The following is a 25,702-nucleotide window of genomic DNA, read 5'->3' on the forward strand; positions in this document are numbered from 1 at the left end:
TCGGAATCCGGCGCGGAACCCCCTGCGTCCCCCGGGCCCGGGTCCCGGCCGACGGCCACCACCGGCCCGCCACCGCGAGCGCTGGCCGGACCTGCCCGACGGCAGGAGCGGCGGAGCGCCCCGAAGGGGGCCGCCCCGCCGCTCCGCCACCGCCCGCTACGGCAGTTGGCTGATCCTGAACGTCGAGGTCGTGTTCCGCACGTCCACGGCGTTGTCGCTCGTCCTCAGGTTCTGGATGGCGACCTCACCCACCGCCGGGCCCTGTCCCGCCTCGGGCATCTCGTTCGCCCAGAGGCCGAATCCGGACTTGGCGTCGAAGGCGTCGCCGCTCTTCTTCGCCCCGGTGATGGTGATGTCCTTCAGGACCGTGTCCTTGATGGGGTTGACCGGCTGGCCTCCGACGTACTGCGTCTGGAACATGATTCCGCTGTACGTCGGGTCGATGATGTCGACGTTGTTGATCCGGATCCCCTGGAACACCTTGGAGGCGGAGAAGATCCAGATTCCGGGGAAGGTCTGGGAGCCCCAGAAGTGGCCTCCGGACCGGACGATCGAGATGTTCTCGAAGGTCGTCGGGTCGGTCCCGAACCCGTTCATCGGATACCCGAAGTCCAGCGAGCTGATCGTGATGCCCGAGTAGACGAGGGTGTCGGCGATGTAGACGTTGCGGAAGGTGTTGTTGAAGCCGCCGTAGACGGCGACACCGGCCGCGCGCCAGGTCAGGATCGTGGTCAGGTTCTCGTAGACGTTGTTCTTCATGTCCGCGCCGCCCGCGTCGATCGCGGAGAACAGCGCGAAGCTGTCGTCGCCCGTGGAGCGTGCCTCGTTGTTGGCGACGAGGTTGTCCGTGCTGCCGTTGGTCATGTTGATGCCGTCGGCGAAGGTGTCGCGGATCCGCGAGTTCTTGATGGTGATCCGGTCAGTGTTGGCGCCCCAGTAGAGGCACACCGTGTGCTCGTTCCAGATGTTGTCGATGGTCATGTCGGTGACGTTGGAGAAGTCGAAGACCTTTCCGGGACCGTCGATGCGCGAGGTGTAGTTGCCGAAGTAGGCGAAGCCCGAGAAGGACGAGCCCTTCGCGGTGCCCTCCGCGCGCCAGCCGATGTCGGTGTTGTCCTGCGAGGCCGGGGCGTGGAACCGGGCGAACCACGGTCCGGCGCCGACGACCTGCACGGCCTTGCCGTACACCTGGAACTTGCTCGCCGTCTCGTACTCGCCCGGCGGCAGGTAGACGCCCACGAGCTTGCCCGTGGTGTCCATGCGGACCTTGTCCAGGGCGTTCTGCACGTCCTGGTGGGTGAATCCGGCGGGCACGGTGTAGGTCGCCGGGTCGGGGTTGGGGACGACCGTGGCCTGTTCCAGGCTGACGAAGTCGATCGCGTAGGTGGAGGTGTTGGCCGCGTCCTTCTGGAGGCGGATCTTGCTGCCCTGCGGGACGGTCTCGCCGAGCAGGATATTGGCCTCGTCGTAGATGTGCCGCGGGGCGCCCGCGCCCGGCGAATTGCCCGGGCCGGCCTCGGCCCCGTAGAGCCAGGAGTACTTCGAGGTCAGCGGGAGGGCCTTCTTGAGGACGCCGTTGACGTAGACGTCGATGGTGGAGTCGATGCCGCCGCCGCCCGGGGCGTCGGGGAGGGAGAAGCGGGTGACCAGTGTGTTGGTGGCGGCGCGGGTGGTGAACTCGACGTACTCGCCGGTCGCGTCGAGGTTCACCGCCTTGCGGCCCGAGGCCTCGCCGGCGATGTCGCCGATGGTGCGGTTGGGGCCGACGACATTGGCTCCGCCGCCGACCACGCCGTCCTCGGCCTCGTACAGGTCGAAGGGCATGTTCGCCCCGCGGCCGACGAAGAAGGGCTTGGTGGAGGTGTTGTTGCCGCGCTTGACCGGCAGTTCGTTGGCGTCGTCGGCGAGGACCACCTTGACGGTGTACTTGCCGTTGGCCGCGGTCCAGTTGCCGAGCGCGACCGGGGCCGTGGAGGCGCCGGCCGCGAGCGCGCCGCCGAAGGAGCCCGTCAGGGTGCGGACGGTGGCGCCGGCCGCGTCCTGCAGGGTGAGCGTGACGTTGTGCGTGCCCGCGGCGGCGGCCACGGTGCCCTGGTTCTTGACGGTGACGACGAAGCCCACCGACTGGCCCGCGGACGGGGCGCTGGGCGACCAGCTGACGGACGAGGCGGCCAGGTCCGAGCTGTCGACCGGACGGACCACCAGCGGGGAGCCCGTGAAGGAGTTGTTGGTGTCGTTCTGCTCGACGACGGTGTTCGCCTCGTCGACGACCGCGCTCAGCGGGTACGAACCGGCGTCGCGCGGGCCGATGCCGGCGGCGACGGTGGCCGTGGCGCCGGCGGCCAGCGCGGGAACGCCGGCGGTGGCGGTCTTCGAACCGCCGAGCTGGAAGGAGACGGCGGTCGCGGCCGCCGGGGCCGGGCCGGTGTTCTTGACGGTGGCGGACAGGGTGACGGAGTCCGACTCGACGGGGGCCGCCGGGCTGGCGCTCAGCGCGGTGATCTGGAGGTCCGGGTTGGGCGCCGGGACGCCGATGACCTGGAACTCGGCGATCTGGCCGTTGGAGGAGCCCGTATTGGAGGTGAAGCGCAGCTGCACGTCCGCGACGCGGGCGCCCAGCGGGATGGTGACGGTGTTGGACCCGGCGGCCGGGTTGAAGACGTAGTCCTTGGCGGCGACCAGGCCGGTGACGCCCGAGGCGCTCTGCTCCCGGCCGAGGACCTGGATGTTCTGGGTGCGGGTGCCCCAGCTGCTGTCCGGGTTGAGTTTGAGGACCAGGCGGTCGACGTCGGCGTTGGCGCCGAGCGCGACGGTCAGGGTGCTCGGATAGGCGCCGCCGGCGCCCTCCCAGTAGGTGGTGGTGCTGTTGTCGTTGGCGTTCTCCGCGACGAAGGTGTGGATCACGGAGGAGCCGGTGATCGGCTTGCCGACGGCCAGGTTGGAGCCGGCGCCGCCGCTGCCGTTGCGCGTGACGGAGTTGCTGTCGCCGGAGCGGTTGCCCGCCGCGTCCTTGGCGCGGACGAAGTAGCTCACGGTGGCCGTGGCCGCCTGACTGTCGGTGTAGGTGGTCGCGCCGCCCGCCACCGTGGTGATCAGGACGTTGTTGGCGAAGACCTCGTAGCCGGTGACTCCGGCGTTGTCGGTGGAGGCCTGCCAGGTCAGCCTGATCTGGCCGGAGGCCGGCTCCGTGTAGGCCAGGGAGCCGGGGACGGTCGGGGCCTGGGTGTCACCGGTGTCACCGGTCCGGGTGACGCTGTTGCTGTTCCCCGACTGGTTCCCGGCGGCGTCCTTGGCGCGGACGTAGTAGGTCACGCTCGCGCCCGCGGGCTGGGTGTCGGTGTAGGTGGTGACACCGGCGGCGACGCTGGTGCGCAGCTGGTCGTTGGCGTAGACGTCGTAGCCGGTGACGCCGGTGTTGTCGGTGGCGGCGTTCCAGGTGAGCTTGATCTGGCCGGTGGCCGGCTCGGTGTAGGCGAGTGCGGTCGGGGCGGTCGGCGCCTGGGTGTCGCCCGTGGCCGGGCCGTAGATCTCCAGCTCGGAAAGCTGCCCGCCGGGCTGTACGGAGTTCTGCGATATCCATACGCGCAGGTAGCGGGTGGTGGTGGCGTCGAAGGCGACGGTGACCGCGTTGGCGCCGGCGGCATTGAAGTCGTACGTCTTGGACGCGGTCAGGTCGGTGTAGTCCGTGGCGTTGGCGCTGCCCTGGATCTTGAGGGTCTGCGTGCGTGCCCCCCAGTTCTCGGGCAGCTTCAGGACCACGCGGTCCACGCGGACGGAGGAGCCGAGGTCGGCCTGCAGCCACTGGGGCATGGCGTTGTTGACGCTCTCCCAGTAGCTCGCCGTGTTGCCGTCGTTGGCGTTGCCCGGGACGTAGACCTGGGTGTTGCTGCTCGCGGTGAAGATCTTGCCGAGGGCCAGGTTGGCCCCGGACTCGCCGGGCGCGCGGACCTCGAGCTCGGAGAGCTGGGCGGCCTGCCAGCCGGTGTTCGCGGTGATGTCGATGCGCACGTAGCGGGTCTGGGTGGCGGGGAAGCCGATGGCGACCACGTTCCCGCCGCCCTGGCCGAAGGTGTACGTGGCCGAGCCGACCAGGGTGCTGTAGCTGGTGCCGTCGGCACTGCCCTGGACGGACAGGGTCTGGTTGCGGCTCTCCCAGCCGGCGGGGAGCTTGAGCACGACCTGGTCGACGCGGGTCGTGGCGCCGAGGTCGGTCTGCACCCATTGCGGGAAGGTGCTTCCGGCGCTCTCCCAGTACGTGGACTGGTTGCCGTCGGTGACGTTGGCGGCCGTGAGGCCGCCGTTGGTGCTGCTCGCGGCGGCGGGGCGGCCCGCCGAGACGCTCGGTCCGCCGGCGGCCACGGCGGTGAGAGCGGGCCGGCCCAGCATCAACAGGGCCGTACTGATCAAGGCGGCCAGTGCCCGCCATCTCCAGGTGTGCCTTCTCATATGTCCTCGTCCCTCGACATGAACTTTCTGAACCAGGGGAGATAGGAATTTGCGGTGTGCGGTGCGAGAATTGCAGAGCTTTGACGCGTCGTCTACCTCTCCGACCGCACCTTTATGCCGTCATCGCTTGCGCAAGCTGGGCGCAAATCCCGCAAGCCATTTGCGTACCTGTGGGAAATTCCGCTGACGCCCGAACCGACCTACGGTTCCTAGTCATGCGGTTCCTTCACATGAGCGCTCGGCGCCTCGGGCTGCCCAGACGGGCCGTCTCCCAGATCCTGCTGACCCAGCTGGCCATCGCCGCCGGGGTCCTCGCGCTGGCCACCGGACTCTTCCTGGCCCCGCTGAGCGCGCAGCTCGACGACCAGGCCATGCGCCGCGCCCTGGCCATCGCCCAGAGCGCGGCGGCCGACCCCTCGCTCGCCGCCGGCCTCCTCGGCTCGGGCCCGTCGCCGGACGGCCCGGTCCAGGCCTCGGCCGAGCGGATCCGCCGGGCCACGGGAGCCGAGTACGTGGTCGTCGTCGACCTGGACGGGATCCGCCGCTCGCACCCGAGCCCCGATCGCGTGGGACAGCCCGTCTCCACGGACCCCGGCGACGCCCTGGCGGGCCGCGAGGTCATGGAGATCGACGAGGGCACCCTCGGCCGCTCCGCGCGCGGCAAGGTCCCGCTGCTCGCCGCCGACGGAGAGATCGTCGGCGCCGTCTCGGTCGGCATCGCGTACGACAGCGTCCAGGGCCGGCTGCTCGGTGCCATCCCGGGCCTGCTCGCGTACGCGGGCGGCGCCCTGGCGGCCGGTGCGCTCGCCGCCTACCTGCTCTCCCGCCGGATCCAGCGGCAGACCCGCGACCTGGCCTTCTCCGATATCGCGGGCCTGCTCGCCGAACGCGAGGCCATGCTGCACTCCATCCGCGAAGGCGTGATCGCCCTCGACCCGGGCGGCCGGGTCCGGCTGGTCAACGACGAGGCGGCCCGGCTGCTCGGCCTGGACCCCGACGCGGCCGGTGCCCTCGCGGGGCGCGCGCTGGACGAGCTGCTGGGCGCGGGCCGCACCACCGACGTCCTCGCCGGCCGGGTCACCGGCCGCGACCTGCTCACCGTCCAGGGCCCCCGGGTCCTGCTCGCCAACCGGATGCCCACCGAGGACGGCGGAGCCGTGGCCACCCTGCGCGACCGCACCGAGCTGGAGCACCTGGGACGCGAGCTCGATTCCACCAAGGGGCTGATCGACGCCCTGCGCGCCCAGGACCACGAGCACGCCAACCGCCTCCACACCCTCCTCGGCCTGCTGGAACTGGGCCTGTACGAGGAGGCCGTGGAGTTCGTGACGGAGGTCGTCGGAGTGCACCGCAGCACCGCCGAACAGGTCACCGAGAAGGTCCACGACCCGCTGCTCGCCGCCCTGCTGGTGGGCAAGGCCACGGTCGCGGCCGAACGCGGCGTCCCCCTGCGGCTGGCCGACTCCGCCCTGCTGCCCGACCGTCTCGTCGATCCCGGAGGCCTGGTCACCATCGTCGGCAACCTGGTCGACAACGCGCTCGACGCGGCGGTGGGCTCGCCGGCGCCCCTGGTCGAGGTCGACATCCGGGCGGACGGCCGCACGGCGGTGCTGCTGGTCCGCGACAGCGGCCCCGGCATCCCGCCGGCGCGCCGCGAGGAGATCTTCACCGAGGGCTGGTCGACCAAGCAGCCCCAGGCCCACCGTGAACGCGGGCTCGGTCTCGCGCTGGTGCGGCGCCTGGCGGAGCGCCAGGGCGGCACGGTCCGGGCGGGCGGGGCGGCGGGCGGAGGAGCGGAGTTCTCCGTCGTGCTCCCGGAGGCCCTGCGATGAACGCGGCCCCGGACCGGCTGTCCGGCGGACACGGCGTCCCACGCGACTTCGACGTACTGGTCGTCGACGACGACACGCGGGTCGCCCGGATCAACGCGGCGTACGTGGCGAAGGTCCCCGGATTTCGCGTGGCGGCACGGGCCCACTCGGCGGCCGAGGCGCTCGCGGTCCTGGACGCCCGTCCCGTGGACCTGATCCTGCTGGACCACTACCTCCCCGACGAGAACGGCCTCGACCTGGTCCGGTGCCTGCGCGAGCGCGGTCACCACACCGACGTGATCATGGTGACGGCCGCCCGCGATCTGGCCACCGTCCAGGCCGCGATGCGCCTCGGCGCCCTCCAGTACCTGGTCAAACCCTTCACCTTCGCCGGCCTGCGCACCCGGCTGGAGGCCTACGGGGCGCTGCGGCGCACGCTGGACACGGGCGGCGAGGCCGAACAGTCCGAGGTCGACCGGATCTTCGGCGCCCTCGCCGCGGCCGGCGCCCCGAACGACCTGCCCAAGGGCCACTCCCCCACCACCGCCGACACGGTCCGCCAGGTCCTGCGGACGGCCGAAGGCCCGCTCTCCACCCAGCAGATCGCCGACCTCGCCGGCATCAGCCGCCAGACCGCCCAGCGCTACCTCAAGCTCCTCGACCGCACCGGCCGCGTCACCCTGGCCCTGCGCTACGGCGAAACGGGGCGCCCGGAACACCGCTACGCATGGCGCCCGCCCAACCCGGGGTGACCCGGAGCGGCCGGTGGCCCCGCGTCGGCCCCGGCCCTCGTTTCCGCGTCGGCCCGGGCCCCTACACCGCCCCGGCCCCCGTCAGGGAGCGGACCTCCGTCTCCGCGTGCCGGCGCTCGTCCGGTTCCTCCACCGAGGTCACCGTGCCCAGCCAGCCCGCCAGGAAGCCCAGCGGGATCGAGACGATGCCGGGGTTCTGGAGCGGGAAGTACTGGAAGTCCACCCCGGGGAAGAGGGATTCCGGGCTGCCGGAGACCACGGGGGACAGCGCCACCAGCAGCACCGCGGGTACCAGGCCCCCGTACACGGACCAGACGGCGCCGCGCGTGGTGAAGCCGCGCCAGAACAGCGTGTACAGCAGTACCGGCAGGTTCGCCGAGGCCGCCACCGCGAAGGCCAGTCCCACCAGGAACGCCACGTTCAGGTCCTGGGCGAGGAGCCCCAGAGCGATCGCCACCGCCCCGATCCCCACCGCCGCCGCCCTGGCCACCGTGACCTCGCTGCGCTGACGGGCGTGACGGCGCTTCAGCGAGGCGTACAGGTCGTGCGCGACGGAGGCCGACGAGGCCAGGGTGATCCCCGCGACCACCGCGAGGATGGTGGCGAAGGCGATGGCGGCCACGACGGCGAACAGCACCGCGCCACCGGTGGATTCGGCGCCGCCGCCCAGGAAGGCAGCGAGCAGCGGAACCGCCGTGTTCCCCGAGGCGTTGGAGGCCTTGACCTGCTCCGGGCCGAGCAGCGCCGCCGCGCCGAAGCCCAGCACGATGGTCATCAGGTAGAACCCGCCGATCAGCGCGATCGCCCACACCACCGAGCGGCGGGCCGCCCGGGCCGTGGGCACGGTGTAGAACCGCGACAGGATGTGCGGCAGCCCGGCCGTCCCGAGGACGAGGGCGAGTCCGAGACTCATGAAGTCGAAGCGGGCCGTCCAGTCGCCGCCGTACTTCAGCCCCGGGCCCAGGAACCGCTCGCCGTACCCGCTGCGCTCCGCGGCGCTGCTGAGCAGCTGGTCGAAGTCCCCGTGGAAGCGGAGGAGCACCAGCACGGTCAGGGTGATCGCCCCGCCCATGAGCAGCACGGCCTTGACGATCTGGATCCAGGTGGTGGCCCGCATGCCGCCGAAGGACACGTAGATCACCATGAGCGCGCCGACCCCGATCACGGTCAGCGTCCGCGCGGCGCGGCCCGAATCGGCGAGCAGCAGGCTCACCAGACTGCCCGCGCCGACCATCTGCGCGACGAGGTACAGCACGGAGACCACGACCGAGGAGGTGCCTGCGGCGATCCGCACCGGCCGCTCGCTCATCCGCGCGGCGACCACGTCGGCGAGGGTGAAGCGGCCGCAGTTGCGGACGAGTTCGGCGACGAGGAACAGCACGACGAGCCAGGCGACGAGGAAGCCGACCGAGTACAGCAGGCCGTCGTACCCGAAGAGCGCGATCAGGCCGGAGATGCCGAGGAAGGAGGCGGCGGACATGTAGTCGCCGGCGATGGCGAAACCGTTCTCCAGCGGGGAGAACAGTCGGCCGCCCGCGTAGAACTCCTCGGCCGAGCCGTGCCGGTTGCGGCTGACCCACGTGGTGATCCCGAGGGTGACGGCGATGAAGACGCTGAACAGGATCAGCGCCAGTGTCTGGTGCTCGGTGGTCACCGGCCCGCCCCCCGGGTCCTGGTGCGCTCCCCCGCGTCCGCCCGGCGGACCTGCTCCTGCTCGAAGACGGTCCAGCGCAGGTCCAGGGCCGCGCGATCGCGCCGCAGCCGCGCGTGCCGGGCGTAGGCCCAGGTCAGCAGGAAGGTGCTGAGGAACTGGCCGAGGCCCGCCAGCAGGGCCACGTTGACGGATCCGGCCACGGGCCGGGCCATCATGCCGGGCGCCGTGGTGGCCGCGATCACGTAGGCGACGTACCAGAGGAAGAAGCCGACGGTCGCGGGGACCACGAACCTCCGGTAGCGGCTGCGCACCTCCTGGAAGGCAGCGCTGCGCTGCACTTCGAGGTAGATGTCGGACGCGCCGAGGGGGTGCGGGCCACCCGGGGAGAAGCCGGACGGTGACGCTTCCGCGCCTTCGCCGGCGGCCCCGCCGGAACCCTCGCCCGCGCCGGCACCCGCGCCCTCGCCCCATCCGACGGCCAGCGCGTCGTACCAGGGGTCGTCCAGCCGGATCGTTCCGGTATCACGACCTTCGTGCTTGTCCACCGAACTCTCCTTGTCCGCCGCCGCATTGGCCGCGTGCCCACAAGGATGTGCGGGAGAGGGGTTTCCGGACTGGTGTACCGGTGCTCTTCACTCCATCAGGTGATGGGGTGAAGAGCACCGGTGTGCCCGCACGGCGGAAGTGCCCGTACTCGGACGTGTCCGCGCCGCGGTCGGGGTCAGGCGTCGATCCGCGAGCGGTCCAGGGTGGCGGCGGAGCTGGTGATGAACTCCTTGCGCGGGGCCACCTCGTTGCCCATGAGCAGGTCGAAGACCGACTCCGCCGAGTCCAGGTCGCCGATGTTGATCCGGCGCAGGGTGCGGAAACGGGGATCCATGGTGGTCTCCGCCAGCTGGTCCGCGTCCATCTCGCCGAGGCCCTTGTACCGCTGGATCGAGTCCTTGAAGCGGATGTTCTTGCGCTGGTACTCCAGCAGGGTCTGGCGCAGCTCGTTGTCCGAGTACGTGTAGACGTACTTGTCCTGGCCCTTCTTCGGCTGGACGAGCTCGATCCGGTGGAGCGGCGGCACGGCGGCGAAGACCCGGCCCGCCTCGACCATCGGGCGCATGTACCGCTGGAAGAGCGTGAGCAGCAGGCAGCGGATGTGCGCGCCGTCCACGTCGGCGTCCACGAGCAGGACGATCTTCCCGTACCGGGCGGCGTCGATGTCGAAGGTCCGGCCCGAGCCGGCTCCTATGACCTGGATGATCGCCCCGCACTCGGCGTTCTTGAGCATGTCCGAGACCGAGGACTTCTGGACGTTGAGGATCTTGCCCCGGATGGGCAGGAGCGCCTGGAACTCCGAATTCCGCGCGAGCTTGGCGGTGCCGAGCGCGGAGTCGCCCTCGACGATGAAGAGCTCGCTGCGTTCCACGTCGTCGCTGCGGCAGTCGGCCAGCTTCGCGGGCAGCGAGGAGGTCTCCAGCGCGGTCTTGCGACGCTGGGCCTCCTTGTGCTGACGGGCCGCGATGCGGGTCCGGGCGGCCGCGACGATCTTCTCCATCACGGCGCGGGCCTGCTGCTTGTCGTCGCGCTTGGTGGAGGTCAGGAAGGCCTTGAGCTCCTTGGCGACCACGGCCGCGACGATCCGGGTGGCCGCGGAGGTGCCGAGCACCTCCTTGGTCTGGCCTTCGAACTGGGGTTCGGCGAGACGGACGGTGACGACGGCCGTCATGCCCTCCATCGCGTCGTCCTTGACGACGTCGTCCTCGGCGACGCGCAGCAGCTTCGCCGAGCGCAGCACCTCGTTCACGGTCTTGGTGACCGAGCGCTCGAAGCCGGAGATGTGGGTGCCGCCCTTGGGCGTGGCGATGATGTTCACGAACGACTTGACGTTCGTCTCGTACCCCGTGCCCCAGCGCAGGGCGATGTCCACGCCGAGCTCGCGGGTGACCTCGGTGGGGGTCATGTGGCCGCGGTCGTCGAGGACCGGGACGGTCTCCTTGAAGGTGCCCGTGCCGGTCAGGCGCAGGACGTCGCAGGCGGCCTTGTCCTGGGCGAGGTACTCGCAGAACTCGCTGATGCCCCCGTCGAAGCGGAAGGTCTCCTCGGTCTTGCCGGAGCCCTCGAGGGCCCGCTCGTCGCGGACGACGATGGTCAGCCCCGGGACCAGGAAGGCCGTCTGGCGGGCGCGCTGGTAGAGCGTGTCCAGCGTGAGCTTGGCGTCCTTGAGGAAGATCTGCCGGTCGGCCCAGTACCGGATGCGGGTACCGGTCCTGCCCCGGGTGACCCGCTTGCCCTTGCGCAGTCCGTTGTCGGGGTCGAAGGGGCTGTCCGGGCCCTGCTCGGTGAACATGCCCGGGACGCCGCGGCGGAAGCTGATGGCGTGCGTGGCGCCGTTGCGGTCGACCTCGACGTCGAGGCGGGCGGAGAGCGCGTTGACCACGGAGGCGCCGACGCCGTGCAGGCCGCCGGAGGCCGCGTACGACCCGCCGCCGAACTTGCCGCCGGCGTGCAGCTTGGTCATGACGACCTCGACGCCGGAGAGGCCGGTCTTGGGCTCGACGTCCACGGGGATGCCGCGGCCGTTGTCCCGGACCTCCACGGAGGAGTCCTCGTGGAGGATGACCTCGATGTGGTCGCAGTAGCCGCCCAGGGCCTCATCGACGGAATTGTCGATGATCTCCCAGAGGCAGTGCATGAGGCCCCGGCTGTCGGTGGACCCGATATACATGCCGGGGCGCTTGCGGACGGCCTCGAGGCCCTCGAGGACGAGCAGGTGCCGCGCGGTGTAGTTGGAGCCGTCCCGGTCTGCTCCGGTCAGCAGTGCGCTGGAAGGCACGGACTTGTCGGCGGTCACGCAGTTCGCTCCTCGCTGAATTTCTTTTCTGGCCCGGTCGGGCGCAGTGGTGGCTCGGCTGCCGCTGGAAGGGTACCGAGGCCTGGTAGAGCCGATGCAACGCCACCCCAGCCCCTTCACCAGCCTAGTGCAGGTCCGTACGAGTGTTCGATCCCCCGGGGGAGTGAAGCAAACATCACGTTCCCTTCCACGCATGAACCATTTAGTGTTCGGGCACGTCCTCATGCACAACCGGCACACAGCCGGAGAGGGCGGAACTGCTACAAGCGAACGACCTGACAACGCGAAACCGTAAAGCAACGCAATACGGCTCCTTCGCCGCCAACCGGCAACAGCCGGCCAGCTTCGGAAGGAAGTTTCGAGGAAAAGCCGCGAGCGGGAACGTTTTCGGCCTGGTTGGATGTTGACCCTGGTACGACAGCTCGTCGAGCTAGAGAAGAGGCGACGTGACTACTGTTCTGACACCCGCGACCCCGCTGACGGCCGCTGACCGATGCGACCGTTGTGGCGCCCAGGCATATCTGCGCGTCGTCCTGCTGAGCGGCGGCGAACTGCTCTTCTGCGCCCACCACGGTCGCAAGTTCGAGCCGGAACTCAAGAAGATCGCCGCAGAAATACAGGATGAGACCGAGCGGCTCACGCCCGCTCCGGCGGCCAGTGCCGTCGACCCCGAGGACCGCTGACACAAGGCCTACACCTCGCATCCGACGAGCCAGGACCGGCCAGGCCGGTCGACGGGCGGTACCCCTGAGACCCAGGGGTACCGCCCGTCCTCATGCCCGGACCGCTCTCCCGCCCGGCGCCGCTCCCGGCCGGACCGATTCCGGCTCCCGGCCGGTGCGGTGCCGCCTCAGCGCTTCCGCGCGGGCAGGATTCCCTCCCCGAGGCCTCTCCCGGGCCCCTGAGCGGGCCGTACGCCCGCTCCCAGGCGCCCCCGCGCATCTGGATGGGTCAGCTTCCCCCGGGCCGCCTGCGGGCCGCCGGCGCCTCCGGCAGGTCCGGCCACGAAGCCCAGCAGCGGCGCGATCCGCGTATACACCCCCGGGCTGTCGGCGCGCCCGCAGCCGCGCCCCCAGGACACCAGCCCGATGAGCCGGCCCCGGGCCACCAGCGGGCCCCCGCTGTCCCCCTGGCAGGCGTCCTTGCCGCCCTCGCGGTCACCCGCGCACACCATGGAGTCGGCCCGGTACTGTCCGTCGGCGTCCCCCGGGTAGGCCCGCCCGCAGACCTCGTCCGCCAGCACCGTCACCCGGGCCGCCCGCAGCGCGTACGCGTAGTCACCGAACCCGCTCGTGTCGCCCCAGCCGTACACCGAGGCCTCGTTCCCGACGTCGTACGCCGGATGCCCCGGACCGGCCATGGCGAGCACGTGCTCGCCCGGCACGGCTTCGTCCAGCTCGAGCACGGCCAGGTCCCCCGCGTTGCTGGCCGGGTCGTACCCGGGGTACACGCGAGCGGAACGCACCGCGATCTCCCTGCCCTCGCCCGCGCGCAGCTCCGTACGCCCGGTGATCACCCGGAAGTCGGTCACGGAGTCGACCGGGCCGCCCAGGACCTGGCGGCCCAGGCAGTGGGCCGCGGTCAGCACCTTGGTCGGGGCGACGAGGACGCCTCCGCAGAACTGCCCGCCCCGCGTACCCCCGAACCGGTCACGGCTCGCGAGGGCCACGACCCACGGAGCATCGGCCACCTTGACCGGCTTTCCGCCGATCACCACGCTGTCCGCTGCGGCCCGCGGGGCCTGGCTCAGCGGCGCCGCCGCCGCTCCCGCCACCAGGGTCAGCGCGCCCGCCAGAACGCGGGCAAAGGGACGACGCATGAGGCCTCCTGACTCCGAGTGTGCATGACTCCACCCAGAGTGGGTCGCCGGGTGGCCGCGCGCACCCGCGCGGCCACCTGCCACGACCTGCGACGAACGCCGTGCCGGTCAGTCCAGGTAGTCGCGCAGCACCTGGGACCGGGAGGGGTGACGGAGCTTCGACATCGTCTTCGACTCGATCTGGCGGATGCGCTCACGGGTGACCCCGTAGACCTTGCCGATCTCGTCGAGCGTCTTCGGCTGGCCGTCGGTGAGGCCGAAGCGCATCGAGACCACGCCCGCCTCGCGCTCGCTCAGGGTGTCGAGCACCGAGTGCAGCTGCTCCTGCAGGAGCGTGAAGCTCACGGCGTCGGCCGGGACGACGGCCTCGGAGTCCTCGATGAGGTCGCCGAACTCGCTGTCCCCGTCCTCGCCGAGCGGGGTGTGCAGGGAGATCGGCTCGCGGCCGTACTTCTGGACCTCGATGACCTTCTCCGGGGTCATGTCGAGTTCCTTGGCCAGCTCCTCCGGGGTGGGCTCGCGGCCCAGGTCCTGGAGCATCTGGCGCTGGACGCGGGCCAGCTTGTTGATGACCTCGACCATGTGCACCGGGATGCGGATGGTGCGGGCCTGGTCGGCCATGGCGCGCGTGATCGCCTGGCGGATCCACCACGTGGCGTACGTGGAGAACTTGTAGCCCTTGGTGTAGTCGAACTTCTCGACCGCTCGGATCAGACCCAGGTTGCCCTCCTGGATCAGGTCCAGGAAGAGCATGCCGCGGCCGGTGTAGCGCTTGGCGAGGGAGACCACGAGGCGGAGGTTGGCCTCCAGCAGGTGGTTCTTCGCGCGGCGGCCGTCCTCCGCGATGATCTCCAGCTCGCGCTTGAGCTTGGGCGCCAGCTTGTCGGAGTTGGCCAGCTTGTCCTCGCCGAAGAGGCCCGCCTCGATGCGCTTGGCGAGCTCGACCTCCTGCTCCGCGTTGAGGAGGGGGACCTTGCCGATCTGCTTGAGGTAGTCCTTGACCGGGTCCGCGGTGGCTCCGGCCACGACGACCTGCTGGGCGGGGGCGTCGTCCTCGTCGTCCGAGATGACGAAGCCCTTGTTCTCCCCGCCCTCTTCTTCCTCGTCGGCCTCGGCCTTCGCGGGACCGTCTTCGGTGGTCTCCTCGTCGCCCTCGTCCGCGTCCTTCTTGGCGGCGGTCTTCTTCGCCGCCGTCTTCTTGGCCGCGGTCTTCTTGGCGGGTGCGGCCTTCTTGGCCGCCGTCTTCTTCGCCGCGGTCTTCTTAGCTGCGGGTTCGGCCGCGGTCTCCTGCGCGAGGGTGTCGGTGACGGTCTCGGGGGCTGCCGCCTCGGCCGCCGGGGCCACGGCGGCGGCGGGCGCGGCCGCGGTCTTCTCCACCGTCTTCCTGGCAACGGGCTCGGTGGCCGTCTTCTTGGCGGGGCTCTTCGCTGCGACGCTCTTGCGGGGGGCGCGCTTGGGCGACTCCGCGGCACTGACCATCAGCGTCACACCCTCTTCCTCGAGGATCTGGTTGAGGCTGCGCAGAACACTCTTCCACTGGGTCGCAGGAATCTGGTCAGCCTCGAAGGCCCGACGCACGTCATCGCCGGCGATCTGCCCCTCGGCCTTGCCTCGCTCGATGAGCGCCATCACAGACTCGGAATCGGCGATCTCCGACGGGAGCGTACGGGATGTGCTGGCCGACACGAACAACCTCTCGGAACGATGGAAACGGCTTCCGACCCCGGGCCTGGTGGTGCTGGACCGGAGCCGACGACCACCGACTGGGGATGGGCCGGCGGCGCGGGCAGGGGCCGGGGAGCTGCACAGCATCCCCAAGGGCTGCTGTCTTCCCTCCGTCGGCCATCACCTCTTAGGTCATCGCGTGACCTCGCTGAGCGTTACGCCCAATCTTCGTGGCCCGAGTCACACCGCGTTTGATGCCATGCCGTTCATACAGCCATATATGTCGGTCCGGTGTGTCCGAACACGCCCCACTTTGGAGGCCGGACGACCCGCCCGGAACCCTCGCCGTGCCGCCGGCCCCTCCCCCGGAATCCCTCCGGGGGCACCCTTCCGGCCCGGCGACACGTCGGCGCGACCACCGCACGACCCCGCGCTCCCGCGCGCGGATCCGCTCAGTGCTCGCGCGGGGCCGGAACCACGCGCTCGACCTCCGGATGAACCGTCAGGAGCTGGCGCATCGCGTTCTCCGCGCCGAGCGCGTCTCCGGCGGCGAGGGCCTCGAGCATGCGCGCGTGGTGCGCGACGCAGGTCTCGCTGGGGCGGTCACAGGCGGTGATGGGGCTGCCGGAGACCTGAAGGGCCGAGGAGACGATGCCGGAGAGGTGCTCCAGCATCCGGTTGCCGGCGGCCTGGATCAGCAGGGCGTGGAACTCGTTGTCGGCGCGCGCGAAGGTGATCGAATCGCCCTGGCCGAGGGCGTGGCCCATGATCTCGACCATGTCGGCCAGGCGCTGCTGGATCTCCGGGCGGCCGTGGCCGGCGGCGAGGCGCGCGGCGAGCGGTTCGATGGTCCAGCGGAGCTCGCCCAGCTCGCGGCGCTGGTCGTCGCGCTGGGGGCCGAAGGCGCGCCACTCGATGATGTCGGGGTCGAGCAGGTTCCAGTCGGCGACGGGGCGGACCCGGGTGCCGACGTTGGGCCGGGCGCTGACGAGGCCCTTGGCCTCCAGGACCCGCAGCGATTCGCGGACGACCGTGCGGGAGACCTCGAAGCGCTGGCCGATCTCCTCCGGCACCAGCGGGCGGTCCGCGCCGAGATCGCCGGAAACGATCATCTGGCCGAGCTGCTGGACGAGTTGGCCGTGGAGGCCGCGGCCGCGGCTGCCCGCCGCGCGCCGGCCGACCCGGCTCAACTCGATGTCGGATCCGTCCCAGTGGGGCACTGCGGCACGGTCGGCCCCCGGTGCCTCCGCGAAGGGGTAGCGGTCGAGTTCGCCCGAGCCGGCGAGGCCGGAATCGGCATGGCGGGCGGCGGTCATCATGGTGTGCGCAAGGGTACTCACGAATCCTTTGTCGGCCTCGTTTCCTTGACCCTTGAGGTCTTTGGTGAAAAGCACACGAAAGGGTGATCGGTGCCACCTACGCAATTGACGACTTATCGTAAAGAACCGGGCCTTTTGCGGGGAGTTACGATCTGCCGCCCATGATGTGGACGGCATCGGTCCCGTTGGGACCTCTTCCGGTGCCGGAACGGTCACCAACGATCCCTCACCATCGGACGCGGCCGCGCAGTCCTGTGAACCCATAGGCGCACAACAGGACCATCAGCGACAACACCAGTGCGGTGCCGACGGGTTGGGCCATCACCCGCAGCGCTCCGAGGACGATCCGGTCGGCCTCCGGGGGCCACTGCGCCCAGGCCAGGCCGCGCAGCCGTTCCGCGAGACCGGTCACCGGGTAGGCGGACGGGCCGTCCAACGCCTTGCGCACCAGCGGTACGACCATCACCGGTACGGCGAGCACCGCGGCCAGACCCGCGGCGGCGGAGCGGAAGACGCCGGAGGCCAGGACGCCGGACCAGGCGCAGCCGATGAGCAGCCCCGCCCAGCTGACCGCCGGGGCGACCCATTCCGCCGGGGTACGGAGCGGGCCGCCGCCGAAGACCAGGGTCAGGGCGGCCGCGTCGGCGGTCACGGCGAGGGCGCCGATCAGGAGCGCGAGCGCGGCGCTGACGCCGAGCTTCGCCGTGAGCAGCCCGAGCCGGCGCGGAACGGTGCCGCGGTCGGCGGCGAGCGCGGGGAAGCGGTACTCCTCGCCGAAGGCCAGGGCGCCGAGGAGGCCGGCGCCGAGGGCGGCGGGCGGCAGGGGCAGCAACTCCGGCCAGGCGGCGAGCAGCCGGTTCTGCGTGGTGTGCCCGATCCGGGCGAGTACCAGCGCCGTGACGACGGACACGGCGAGGACGAACGCGGCGGTGAGGAAGGGGGTCGCGGTGCCGAAGACCCGGTGCAGCTCGTAGCGCAGGGGCCGGAGCGGGCCGCCGAGCCGCCGCACGGCCGAGGCGGGCCCCGCGGCGCGTGCGCCGCGTGCGGTCCGCCGGGTACGCCCCGTGAGCCCCGTGCGCGCGGCGAGCCCGGCGCGCGGCCGCTCGTCGCCGTCCGGGGTCGGGGCCGGGGAGGCGGCTGCCGCCGCCGATCCGGCGCGGGCACGCGGCAGCGACGGCGTACCCGCGTCCCCGGTCTCGTCGGCGAGTTGGTGGACGAGCACGCCGTGCCGGAAAGCGGCCTCGCCGACCTCGGCGCAGTTGCTGCCGTAGACGGACAGCCGGCTGCCGCTCTCTTCGACGATCTCCACCGCGCGCTGCGTCGCGCGCGCCTCGCGGCCCAGTACGTCGGCCAGCCGGGCGGCGTGCGGGGTGCGCACGGCGACCCGCGGCCGCAGCCTGGTCCGGGCGAAGTCGGCGGCGTCCTGGTCGGCGACGAGCCGGCCCGCCTCGATGCTGACGACCCGGTCGGCGCTGCGGGCGGCCTCCTTCGCGTCGTCGGTGGTGAAGAGCACCGCGCCGCCGAGCGAGGCGTGGCCGCGCAGCAGGCTGTACAGCCAGCTCCTCTCCCGGGGCGAGAGCCCGGCGGCGGGCTCGTCGAGGAGCAGCGTGCAGGGGTCGGCGAGCAGTGCGGCGGCCAGGGCGACCCGGCGTTCCATGCCGAGGGAGAGCGAGCCGAGCCGCTGGTCGCGCAGCCCTGCGACGCCGACGACCTCCATCATGGTGTCGGCCCGGGTGGCCGGTACCCCGGCCGCGGCGCACAGCATGCGCAGCTGGCTCCGGACGGTGCGCGAGGGGTTGCCGGGCAGGTCTCCGAGGAGCACGCCGACCTCGCGGCCCGGATGCGGGATCCGGTGCAGGGGACGCCCGCGGAAGTAGGTGACTCCGCGGCCCGGTTCGAGCTCGAGCATGAGCCGCAGTGCGGTGGTCTTGCCCGATCCGGGGGTACCGAGGAGCGCGGTCACGCACCCGGGGCGGGCCTCGAAGGTGAGGTCGTCCACGAGGGGCGGGAGGGTTCGACGGGGGGCGCTGGTGAGTCCGATGGCCTGGAGCATCGCTTCTCTCGCGGGGGGTGAGACCGCTCTGCGGCAGTGTGAGTACCACCAGCAAGATAACGCGATATGTCAGATTTTCGACGTAACTGCCGCGGAGGCTCGCCCGTGTCGACGCCAGCGTCGGCGCCAGCAGCGGCAGCGGCAGCGGCAGCGGCAGCGGCAGCGGCAGCGGCAGCGGCGAGCCTGCGGTTCCGGGCGGGTCAGACTTCCGGGCGCAGCATCGGCGGGTTGAGCAGGGTGGCCCCGCCCGCCCGGAACAGCTGCGCGGGACGACCGCCCTGACGGGTCGTCGTCCCCCCGGCCGGCACCAGGAACCCGGGGGTGCCGGTGACCTTGCGGTGGAAGTTGCGGGGGTCGAGGGCGACGCCCCAGACGGCCTCGTAGACCCGGCGCAGCTCACCGACGGTGAACTCGGGCGGGCAGAAGGCGGTGGCCAAGGAGGAGTACTCGATCTTCGAGCGGGCCCGCTCCACCCCGTCGGCGAGGATCCGCTCGTGGTCGAAGGCGAGTCCGGCACCGGGCTGGCCGTCTCCGGACAGGACCTCGTCGACGGAGGCCCAGCGCGCGCTGTTGGCATCGCCTCCGGCCCGGGGCGCGGGAAGATCGGGGGCCAGCACCAGGTGAGCCACGCTGACCACGCGCATGCGCGGGTCGCGCTTCGGATCGCCGTAGGTCGCCAGCTGCTCGAGGTGCGCTCCGTTGCCCACTCCGGGAGCGGCCGGGTCGTGCGCGCACAGGCCCGTCTCCTCGGACAGCTCCCTGGCGGCCGCCGCCGCCAGGTCCTCGTCGCCGCGCACGAAGCCTCCGGGCAGCGCCCAGCGTCCCTGGAACGGCTGCTCGCCCCGCCGGACGACCAGCGCGCAGAGCGCGTGGCGCCGCACGGTGAGCACGACCAGGTCGACGGTAACGGCGAAAGGCGGAAAGGCCGACGGGTCGTAGGGCGACATGTCGCGATCATAGTCGTCTGCCTGACGATAAACAGCGCTTTGGCGATCCCCGAATGAGGGACCGCGAGCGCCGCCCCCTCTTGCGCGGCGCGGCCCGAGGCCCGGCCCGCGGCGCTCCGGTGCCCGTCGGCGCCGTGGCCGGAAACATTCGCCGGGCCGCGGTGTCCGTGCGCCGCGTCACGGGTCCGGAGGACCATGCCTCCTGGAGCGGATGTACGCGCGTGGTCCGCCCCCTCGGAGGGCCCCGTACCGGACGCGCCCCGGTGAACCTCCCGGCCTCTCCACCGGACACCCCCTAGCCGCTCAGTTGCAGCGCATCGGCGGCCTCCTCCACCATGCCGAGGCCGAGCCTGCTGATCCGCACCGCGAACGGTTCTCCGGAGACGCGCAGGCCGGACAGGCGGAGCCCGCCGAGCGGGGCGCCCGCGAGCGGGGCGAGGGCGACCGTGCCCGCGGGGGCGTCCGGCCGGATCCCGGCCAGGGAGAGCAGCGCGTGGATCCCCGAGGCCGCGGCGACCGCCGCCGGACGGCAGGCGGCCGGATGGGGAAGCGGGGCGCTGCCGGCGGTGCGCTGCTCGGCGGCGTACATCTCCGGGAGGCGGTACCCGAAGCTCTCCGCGGCGTCCAGCAGACCGCGCAGCAGAGCGGTGGCCTCCTTCTCGAATCCGGCCTGGGCCAGACCGGCCGCGGCGACCGCGCTCTCGTACGGCCGCACCGCGCCCGAGCGGTAGCCGAACGGGTTGTGCCCCGGCTCGCGGAGCGCCATGCTCCGCAGCCCCCACCCGGAGTCCATGGCGGGGGCTCCGAGCAGCCGTGCCAGCTGCTCGGTGCGGACACGGCCGAGCAGTCCCGGTGCGAGCCGGCCGCCGCCGAGCAGTCCGGTGTCCAGCAGGTGGGCGGCGGCGGCCGTCAGCCGGGGCAGCGGCCGGCCGTCGGGATGCAGGGCCGCCGCGGGCCGGCCGCCGTCCGGACCCTCGACCCAGAACCGGGCCGCGAACCGTTCCCGCAGGGCGAGCGCCCATTCCCGCCACTCCTCGGCTCCGGGCCGCCCGCACCCGTCGAGCAGGTCGGCGCCGAGCAGCGCGGCCCGGTGTGCGTGGGCCTGGGTTTCACAGCGCCGCGGTCCCGGGTCGGGGTCGGCCAGGAAACCGTCCTCCCCCAGGGCGCCCCGCAGCCAGTCCAGGCACCGCTCGGCGGCCGGGAGCAGCTGGGCCACCTCGGCCTCGGGCATGCCCCAGCGCCTGGCTTCGGCGAGGACCGTCGGGAAGGCGAGCGTCGCCTCGGTCCCGGTGCAGCCCGGGGGCAGCTGTGGTCCGGCTCCGCGCAGCGGCCCCGGGATCTTCCCGGCGTCGGCGCCGCGGCCGGCGCTCTGGGTGCGGGCCAGGACGCGCAGGGTCGAGCCGGCCAGTCCGGTGCCGAGCGGGAGCGCCATGCGGGCGGCCCACAGCGATTCCGCCGGGGCCAGTCCGAGCCGCCACGGCACGCCCGCCGCCGCATAGGCGTCGGCCGGTTCCCGAGGGTCCCTCAGCAGGAGCGCGCGGAGGTCGGCGACGCTGCTGCGGAACCATGCCTCCGCCCTGGGGTCGTCGCCCTCCGCGCGGGCGTCGGCCAGCGGATTCGCGACGTGCCCGACGGGGGCCCGCCCCACGCGGTCCCGGGTGGTCCGCAGCTCGATGGTGCGGGATTCGCCGGGGCGCAGTTCGAGCTGCCAGCGCAACAGGCCGGCCGAGGCGAGCGCGTCGTCCGGAGGCGGCTCGGCCGCCGTGACGGCCTGGGCCCGCCCACTGGTCCAGCGGAGCCCAGCCGCGTGCACCCCGGCGGGCAGTTCCGGTCCGGCCCGGCCTGCGGCCACATCGGCCAGCTCCGCCAGGTCGGTGCCGAGCGAGACCTCCACGGGGATCCGCAGCGGCCGGGCGGTGAAACTGCGCAGGGTGATCCGCTCCGTGCCGTCGGCGTGGCGGATCCGCTCCACACCCACGTCGGGGTCGGGCCCGGCCTCGGCTCCGGTGCGCACCGTCGCGGTGAACGCGGCCCGGTCGGCGCCGAGGCTGCGTCCCTGGACGGCGACCGGGTCCCGGCCGTCGACGCGCAGCACGCAGCGGGACAGCAGCCTGCGCCCGGAACTGTAGATCCCGTCGACGCCCCGCCCGGTGAGCTGGCCGTGCTCGGGCGAGATGACCAGGCAGGGCGCGGCGACGCAGATGACGGCGCCGTGCACGGGCGGCAGGTCGGGCCTACGCGGGGAAGGTACGCGGGCCGGGGGTACGGGATGCGGCATGGGTCGCCTCGTCTGCGCTCCGGGGGGATCGGCTGGGCGGTGGCGTGGCCGGGACGCCACCACCCCCCAAGGCAACGCCCCCACCCCCGCCTGGGTCACGGGCCCCGGTGGGGGCTGCGCCCATTGGGGCCGGGGCCGGGGCCGTCGCCGCAGCCGTCGGCCGAGGACTACGCCCACCGCGTCCCGAAGCCTCCGCAGGACCGGGCGGAGCGGCCTGGCCCGACTCCGCCCCCACCCCCGGTCCCTGCCGCCCGGGTCGCCGCCCCGGCTCCGGTTCACGCGCGGGACCCGCTCCCCGCTCCCGCTCCGGTGGGGGATCCCCGTTCTGGTGCTGTTCCGAGGCCTGCGCCCACACCCGCTCCGCGGCCCGCTCCTGCTCAGCTCGACGTTCACTGCTCGCTCCCCGCGGTGCGGCCGGGCGCGCGGCGGGTGGTCCGGCGCGGGCGCCCGGGGGGCCTGGTGGCATCCCGTCGGACCGCGGCCGACAGGCGTCCCTTGCGGGGTTCCCTGCGGGGTTCCCGGCGCCGCCGCTCCTCCCGCAGGCACTGCCGCAGGCCCTCCGGGTCGATCCCCTCGTTGCAGGCGTGGTGGAGCAGCTGCGCGAAGCGGTACTCGCCGTCCGCGCGGAGGGCCAGGCCCAGCGCGATCCGTGCGGTCGGCTCGTCCCCGGTGGACCAGGAGACCCAGCCGGCCAGGGTCAGCGGGGCGGCCGCGTGTTCTGCGTAGGCCCCGACACAGCGCCGGGCCAGGGCCCGCCACAGGCGCAGGGCGGGAGCCGCCTCCTCGTCCTCCATCCACTCGGCTGCGATGTCGCGGATCTGTCGGTCCTGGAGACCCAGGATGAGCGAAGCGGCCTCGTCGTGGCCCAGCAGCGCGTCGTCCCAGTCGTCGGCGCCCGGTCCGGTCTCGGCCGGCAGGGCAAGGGTCATGCGCTGGATCAGGGTGCGGGCGAGCGATACCGTCTCGGCGCCCACCTCCTCCCGCGTGGCCCCGTCGAGGATCTTCGGCACGAGGGCCGTGGCCGTCCGGTCCAGGGCCCGCTCCATTTCCTCGGCGCCCGTCCCGCGCAGCGGGGCCAGCCGCCGCTCGATCTCCCGGAGGGAGCCCCTGACCTGCAGTCCCGCGAAGGTGGCCGCGGCTGCCATCACCGAGGTGCCGGGGACCGCCAGGACGCTGCCCTCCGCGGGGCAGCAGCGCTCGTCCGGGCAGCAGTAGGACCAGTAGCGTCCGGCGGAAAGGCACAGGGCCTCCAGCACGGGGACGTCCAAGGCGCCGCAGGCCAGCCGGATCCGCTGGGCGAGCGGGCGCAGCCGGGTCATCACGCGCTGCCCGCTCTCCTCCCCGCGCGGGTCCTGGCAGAGGAAGACGACGATGCCGTCGGGCGTGACGCCGCGCCGCCGACTGCCGCCGACCAGGCATTCGGCGACCTGTCGGGCGGTGTCCTCCCACGCGTCCGAGTCGGCCGGGATGCCGACGCGGAGCCGGCCGCCGAAGCGGCCGCCCTCGCCGTGGACGGTGACCATGACGAGGGAGTCGGTCGGGTGGAATCCGAGCATGTAGGGCAGCGCGTCCGCCAGTTCGGCGGGGCCGCGCAGGGTGATCGGGGGTACGCCGGCGGCTCCGGACGCGCTGGTGGACGTCCGGCCGGAGGGTGCGTGTGCTTCGTGGTTGTTCGTCATGTCCCGAAGATCCCGTGCCGGATCGGATCCGGAAACCCCTGTGGATAACCGCGGACCGCCACCGCGCGGCCCGCGTATCCCGATCGGCACCGGCGGGAAAACGGCCGGGCCCGCGGACCGGACGCCCGACCGGGCGCCGTACGAATCCGCCCTTCACCGTCCACAGGACCAGAGCGGCATTCGCCCGATGTCCGAGCCATCGGGTTGCATGGGGGCATGAACGCAGACCTGAGGTCCTCGGCCGACTCCGTACTAGCCCGTCTCGTGGGCGACCCCACGGGCACCGCACGGCTGCGCGAGGACCAGTGGCGGGCGATCGAGGCCCTGGTCGCGGACAAGCGGCGGGCGCTGGTGGTGCAGCGCACCGGCTGGGGCAAGTCCGCGGTGTACTTCGTCGCCACCTCGCTGCTGCGCGCCGGTGGCGCCGGTCCCACGGTGATCGTGTCGCCGCTCCTCGCGCTCATGCGCAACCAGGTCGAGGCCGCCGCACGGGCCGGGATCCACGCCCGCACCATCAACTCGGCCAACCCCGAGGAATGGGAATCGATCCAGGCCGAGATCGCGGCGGGCGACGTCGACGTGCTGCTGGTGAGCCCGGAACGGCTCAACAACCCCGACTTCCGGGACCAGGTGCTGCCCAAGCTGTCCGCCGCGACCGGTCTGCTCGTGGTGGACGAGGCGCACTGCATCTCGGACTGGGGCCACGACTTCCGCCCCGACTACCGGCGGCTGCGGACCATGCTCGCCGATCTCCCGCCGGGCGTCCCCGTCCTGGCCACGACGGCTACGGCCAACGCGCGCGTGACCGCCGACGTGGCCGAGCAGCTGGGCACGGGGGCCGGCACGGACGCCCTCGTCCTCCGCGGCGCCCTGGACCGCGAGAGCCTCAGCCTGGCCGTGCTGACGCTGCCCGACGCCGCCCACCGGCTGGCCTGGCTCGCCGACCACCTCGGGGCCCTCCCGGGCTCCGGCATCATCTACACCCTGACCGTGGCCGCGGCCGAGGAGGTCACCGCGTACCTGCGTCACCGCGGGCACACGGTCTCCTCGTACACCGGCAAGACGGAGAACGCCGACCGGGAGCAGGCCGAGAACGACCTCCAGGCCAACCGGGTCAAGGCCCTGGTGGCCACATCGGCCCTCGGGATGGGCTTCGACAAGCCCGACCTCGGTTTCGTGGTGCACCTCGGATCGCCCTCCTCGCCCATCGCCTACTACCAGCAGGTCGGCCGCGCCGGCCGTGGTGTGGAGCACGCGGAGGTCCTGCTCCTGCCGGGCAAGGAGGACGAGGCGATCTGGCAGTACTTCGCCTCCGTCGCCTTCCCGCCGGAGCAGCAGGTCCGCCGGACCCTGGAGGTACTGGCCGCGGCCGGCCGGCCGTTGTCCCTGCCGGCCCTGGAACCGCTGGTCGATCTGCGCCGCACCAGGCTGGAGACCATGCTCAAGGTCCTCGATGTGGACGGCGCGGTCCACCGGGTCAAGGGCGGCTGGACCTCGACCGGCGAGCCCTGGGCGTACGACGCCGAGCGCTACGCCTGGGTCGCCCGGCAGCGGGCCGCCGAACAGCAGGCTATGCGGGACTACGCATCGGCCACCGGCTGCCGCATGGAGTTCCTGCGCCGCCAGCTCGACGACGAGGAGGCCGCTCCCTGCGGCCGCTGCGACAACTGCGCCGGAGCCCGGTTCACGGCGGAGGTCTCCTCGACCGCGCTGGACACCGCCCGCGGCGAGCTGGGGCGGCCGGGCGTGGAACTGGAGCCGCGCAAGATGTGGCCGACGGGGCTCGCCGCGGTCGGCGTGGACCTCAAGGGCCGCATCCCGGCGGGTGAACAGGCTTCCACGGGCCGTGCGCTGGGCCGGCTGTCCGACATCGGCTGGGGCAACCGGCTGCGCCCGATGCTCGCTCAGCAGACGCCGGACCAGCCGGTTCCGGACGATGTCGCCCAGGCCGTCGTAGCGGTTCTGGCCGACTGGGCGCGCGGCCCCGGCGGCTGGGCCTCCGGGGCCCCGGACGCTCCCGCCCGGCCCGTGGGCGTGGTCGCGCTGCCCTCGCGCAGCCGGCCCCGACTGGTCGGCTCGCTGGCCGCGCGGATCGCGGAGATCGGGCGGATGCCCCTGCTCGGGACGCTGGCGTACACGGACCAAGCCCCGGAGTTCGGCCTGCCCTCCTCGAACAGCGCCCAGCGGGTGCGCGGCCTCCACCAAGCACTGACCGTTCCTCCGGAGCTGGCCGCGACCCTGGGGGACGCAGCCGGCCCGGTGCTCCTCGTCGACGACCGGGCGGAGAGCGGATGGACCCTCGCGGTAGCCGCCCGGCTGCTGCGGCGGGCGGGTGCCAAGGAGGTGTTTCCGCTGGTACTGGCGCTCCAGCCGTAGCTCAATGAGTCATCTTCGGCGCGGCGGGGCAAGGATATGAACGGCATACCGGCGAATTCCG

The 25,702-nt window shown here is 72.5% G+C and carries 15 protein-coding genes; 4 read left to right on the forward strand and 11 right to left on the reverse strand.

The annotated features are described in order from the left end of the window. Window positions 1–156: 156 nt before the first annotated feature. A complete protein-coding gene (locus ACWF9Z_RS28835) occupies window positions 157–4,446 on the reverse strand; it encodes a discoidin domain-containing protein (protein WP_453606636.1) in 4,290 nt (1,429 codons plus the stop codon). A 215-nt stretch (window positions 4,447–4,661) separates the two neighbouring features. Here ACWF9Z_RS28835 and ACWF9Z_RS28840 point away from each other — a divergent pair, with 215 nt between their 5' ends. After that, window positions 4,662–6,278 (forward strand): ATP-binding protein, encoded by a 1,617-nt coding sequence (locus ACWF9Z_RS28840; RefSeq protein WP_453606639.1) that lies wholly within the window; start codon window positions 4,662–4,664, stop codon window positions 6,276–6,278. Then, the gene (locus ACWF9Z_RS28845; RefSeq protein WP_453606642.1) at window positions 6,275–7,009 is read left to right on the forward strand and encodes a DUF7342 family protein; all 735 of its coding nucleotides are present in this window, start codon (window positions 6,275–6,277) and stop codon (window positions 7,007–7,009) included. The genes ACWF9Z_RS28840 and ACWF9Z_RS28845 overlap by 4 nt, the downstream gene beginning before the upstream one ends. A gap of 61 nt (window positions 7,010–7,070) precedes the next feature. Here the strand turns inward: ACWF9Z_RS28845 and ACWF9Z_RS28850 are convergent, their stop codons facing one another. The 3 genes from ACWF9Z_RS28850 to ACWF9Z_RS28860 all read right to left on the reverse strand — a co-directional run bounded on the left by ACWF9Z_RS28850 (window position 7,071) and on the right by ACWF9Z_RS28860 (window position 11,505). Next, window positions 7,071–8,663, reverse strand: coding sequence for a solute symporter family protein (locus tag ACWF9Z_RS28850; RefSeq protein WP_453606645.1), 1,593 nt, complete (start codon window positions 8,661–8,663; stop codon window positions 7,071–7,073). After that, the gene (locus ACWF9Z_RS28855; protein WP_453606647.1) at window positions 8,660–9,208 is read right to left on the reverse strand and encodes a DUF485 domain-containing protein; all 549 of its coding nucleotides are present in this window, start codon (window positions 9,206–9,208) and stop codon (window positions 8,660–8,662) included. Before ACWF9Z_RS28855 ends, ACWF9Z_RS28850 begins: the two co-directional genes overlap by 4 nt. 176 nt (window positions 9,209–9,384) lie before the next feature. After that, window positions 9,385–11,505 carry a DNA gyrase/topoisomerase IV subunit B gene (locus ACWF9Z_RS28860; RefSeq protein WP_453606649.1) on the reverse strand — a complete coding sequence of 707 codons (2,121 nt, stop codon included), beginning with the start codon at window positions 11,503–11,505 and terminating at the stop codon, window positions 9,385–9,387. Between the two features lie 446 nt (window positions 11,506–11,951). Between ACWF9Z_RS28860 and ACWF9Z_RS28865 the strand changes: the two genes are divergently transcribed. Further along, on the forward strand, window positions 11,952–12,188 hold the full coding sequence (locus ACWF9Z_RS28865; RefSeq protein WP_453606652.1) for a DUF7455 domain-containing protein: 237 nt from the start codon (window positions 11,952–11,954) through the stop codon (window positions 12,186–12,188). A gap of 167 nt (window positions 12,189–12,355) precedes the next feature. On the opposite strand, the gene ACWF9Z_RS28870 is transcribed toward ACWF9Z_RS28865, so the two are convergent. The 7 genes from ACWF9Z_RS28870 to ACWF9Z_RS28900 form a co-directional block, all read right to left on the reverse strand. Next, complete coding sequence (locus ACWF9Z_RS28870; RefSeq protein WP_453606655.1) at window positions 12,356–13,324, reverse strand: S1 family peptidase; 969 nt, start codon at window positions 13,322–13,324, stop codon at window positions 12,356–12,358. Window positions 13,325–13,432: 108 nt separating this feature from the next. Further along, complete coding sequence (locus ACWF9Z_RS28875) at window positions 13,433–15,010, reverse strand: RNA polymerase sigma factor (RefSeq protein WP_453606657.1); 1,578 nt, start codon at window positions 15,008–15,010, stop codon at window positions 13,433–13,435. A 431-nt stretch (window positions 15,011–15,441) separates the two neighbouring features. Beyond that, window positions 15,442–16,308 (reverse strand): FadR/GntR family transcriptional regulator, encoded by an 867-nt coding sequence (locus tag ACWF9Z_RS28880; protein WP_453606715.1) that lies wholly within the window; start codon window positions 16,306–16,308, stop codon window positions 15,442–15,444. A gap of 226 nt (window positions 16,309–16,534) precedes the next feature. Next, window positions 16,535–18,361: an ATP-binding cassette domain-containing protein gene (locus tag ACWF9Z_RS28885; protein WP_453606660.1), complete on the reverse strand. Its 1,827-nt coding sequence runs from the start codon at window positions 18,359–18,361 to the stop codon at window positions 16,535–16,537. A 200-nt stretch (window positions 18,362–18,561) separates the two neighbouring features. Continuing rightward, window positions 18,562–19,308, reverse strand: a complete 747-nt coding sequence (locus ACWF9Z_RS28890) for an NUDIX hydrolase (protein ID WP_453606663.1) — start codon at window positions 19,306–19,308, stop codon at window positions 18,562–18,564. 295 nt (window positions 19,309–19,603) lie between these two features. Continuing rightward, the gene (locus ACWF9Z_RS28895) at window positions 19,604–21,586 is read right to left on the reverse strand and encodes a glycogen debranching N-terminal domain-containing protein (protein WP_453606665.1); all 1,983 of its coding nucleotides are present in this window, start codon (window positions 21,584–21,586) and stop codon (window positions 19,604–19,606) included. Window positions 21,587–21,975: 389 nt separating this feature from the next. Beyond that, on the reverse strand, window positions 21,976–23,265 hold the full coding sequence (locus ACWF9Z_RS28900) for a DUF4192 domain-containing protein (RefSeq protein ID WP_453606668.1): 1,290 nt from the start codon (window positions 23,263–23,265) through the stop codon (window positions 21,976–21,978). Window positions 23,266–23,481: 216 nt separating this feature from the next. On the opposite strand from ACWF9Z_RS28900, the gene ACWF9Z_RS28905 reads away from it, so the two are divergent. Next, window positions 23,482–25,641 carry a RecQ family ATP-dependent DNA helicase gene (locus tag ACWF9Z_RS28905; RefSeq protein WP_453606671.1) on the forward strand — a complete coding sequence of 720 codons (2,160 nt, stop codon included), beginning with the start codon at window positions 23,482–23,484 and terminating at the stop codon, window positions 25,639–25,641. The last annotated feature ends 61 nt before the right edge of the window (window positions 25,642–25,702 follow it).

The organism is Streptomyces sp. NPDC054961, assembly GCF_053609145.1.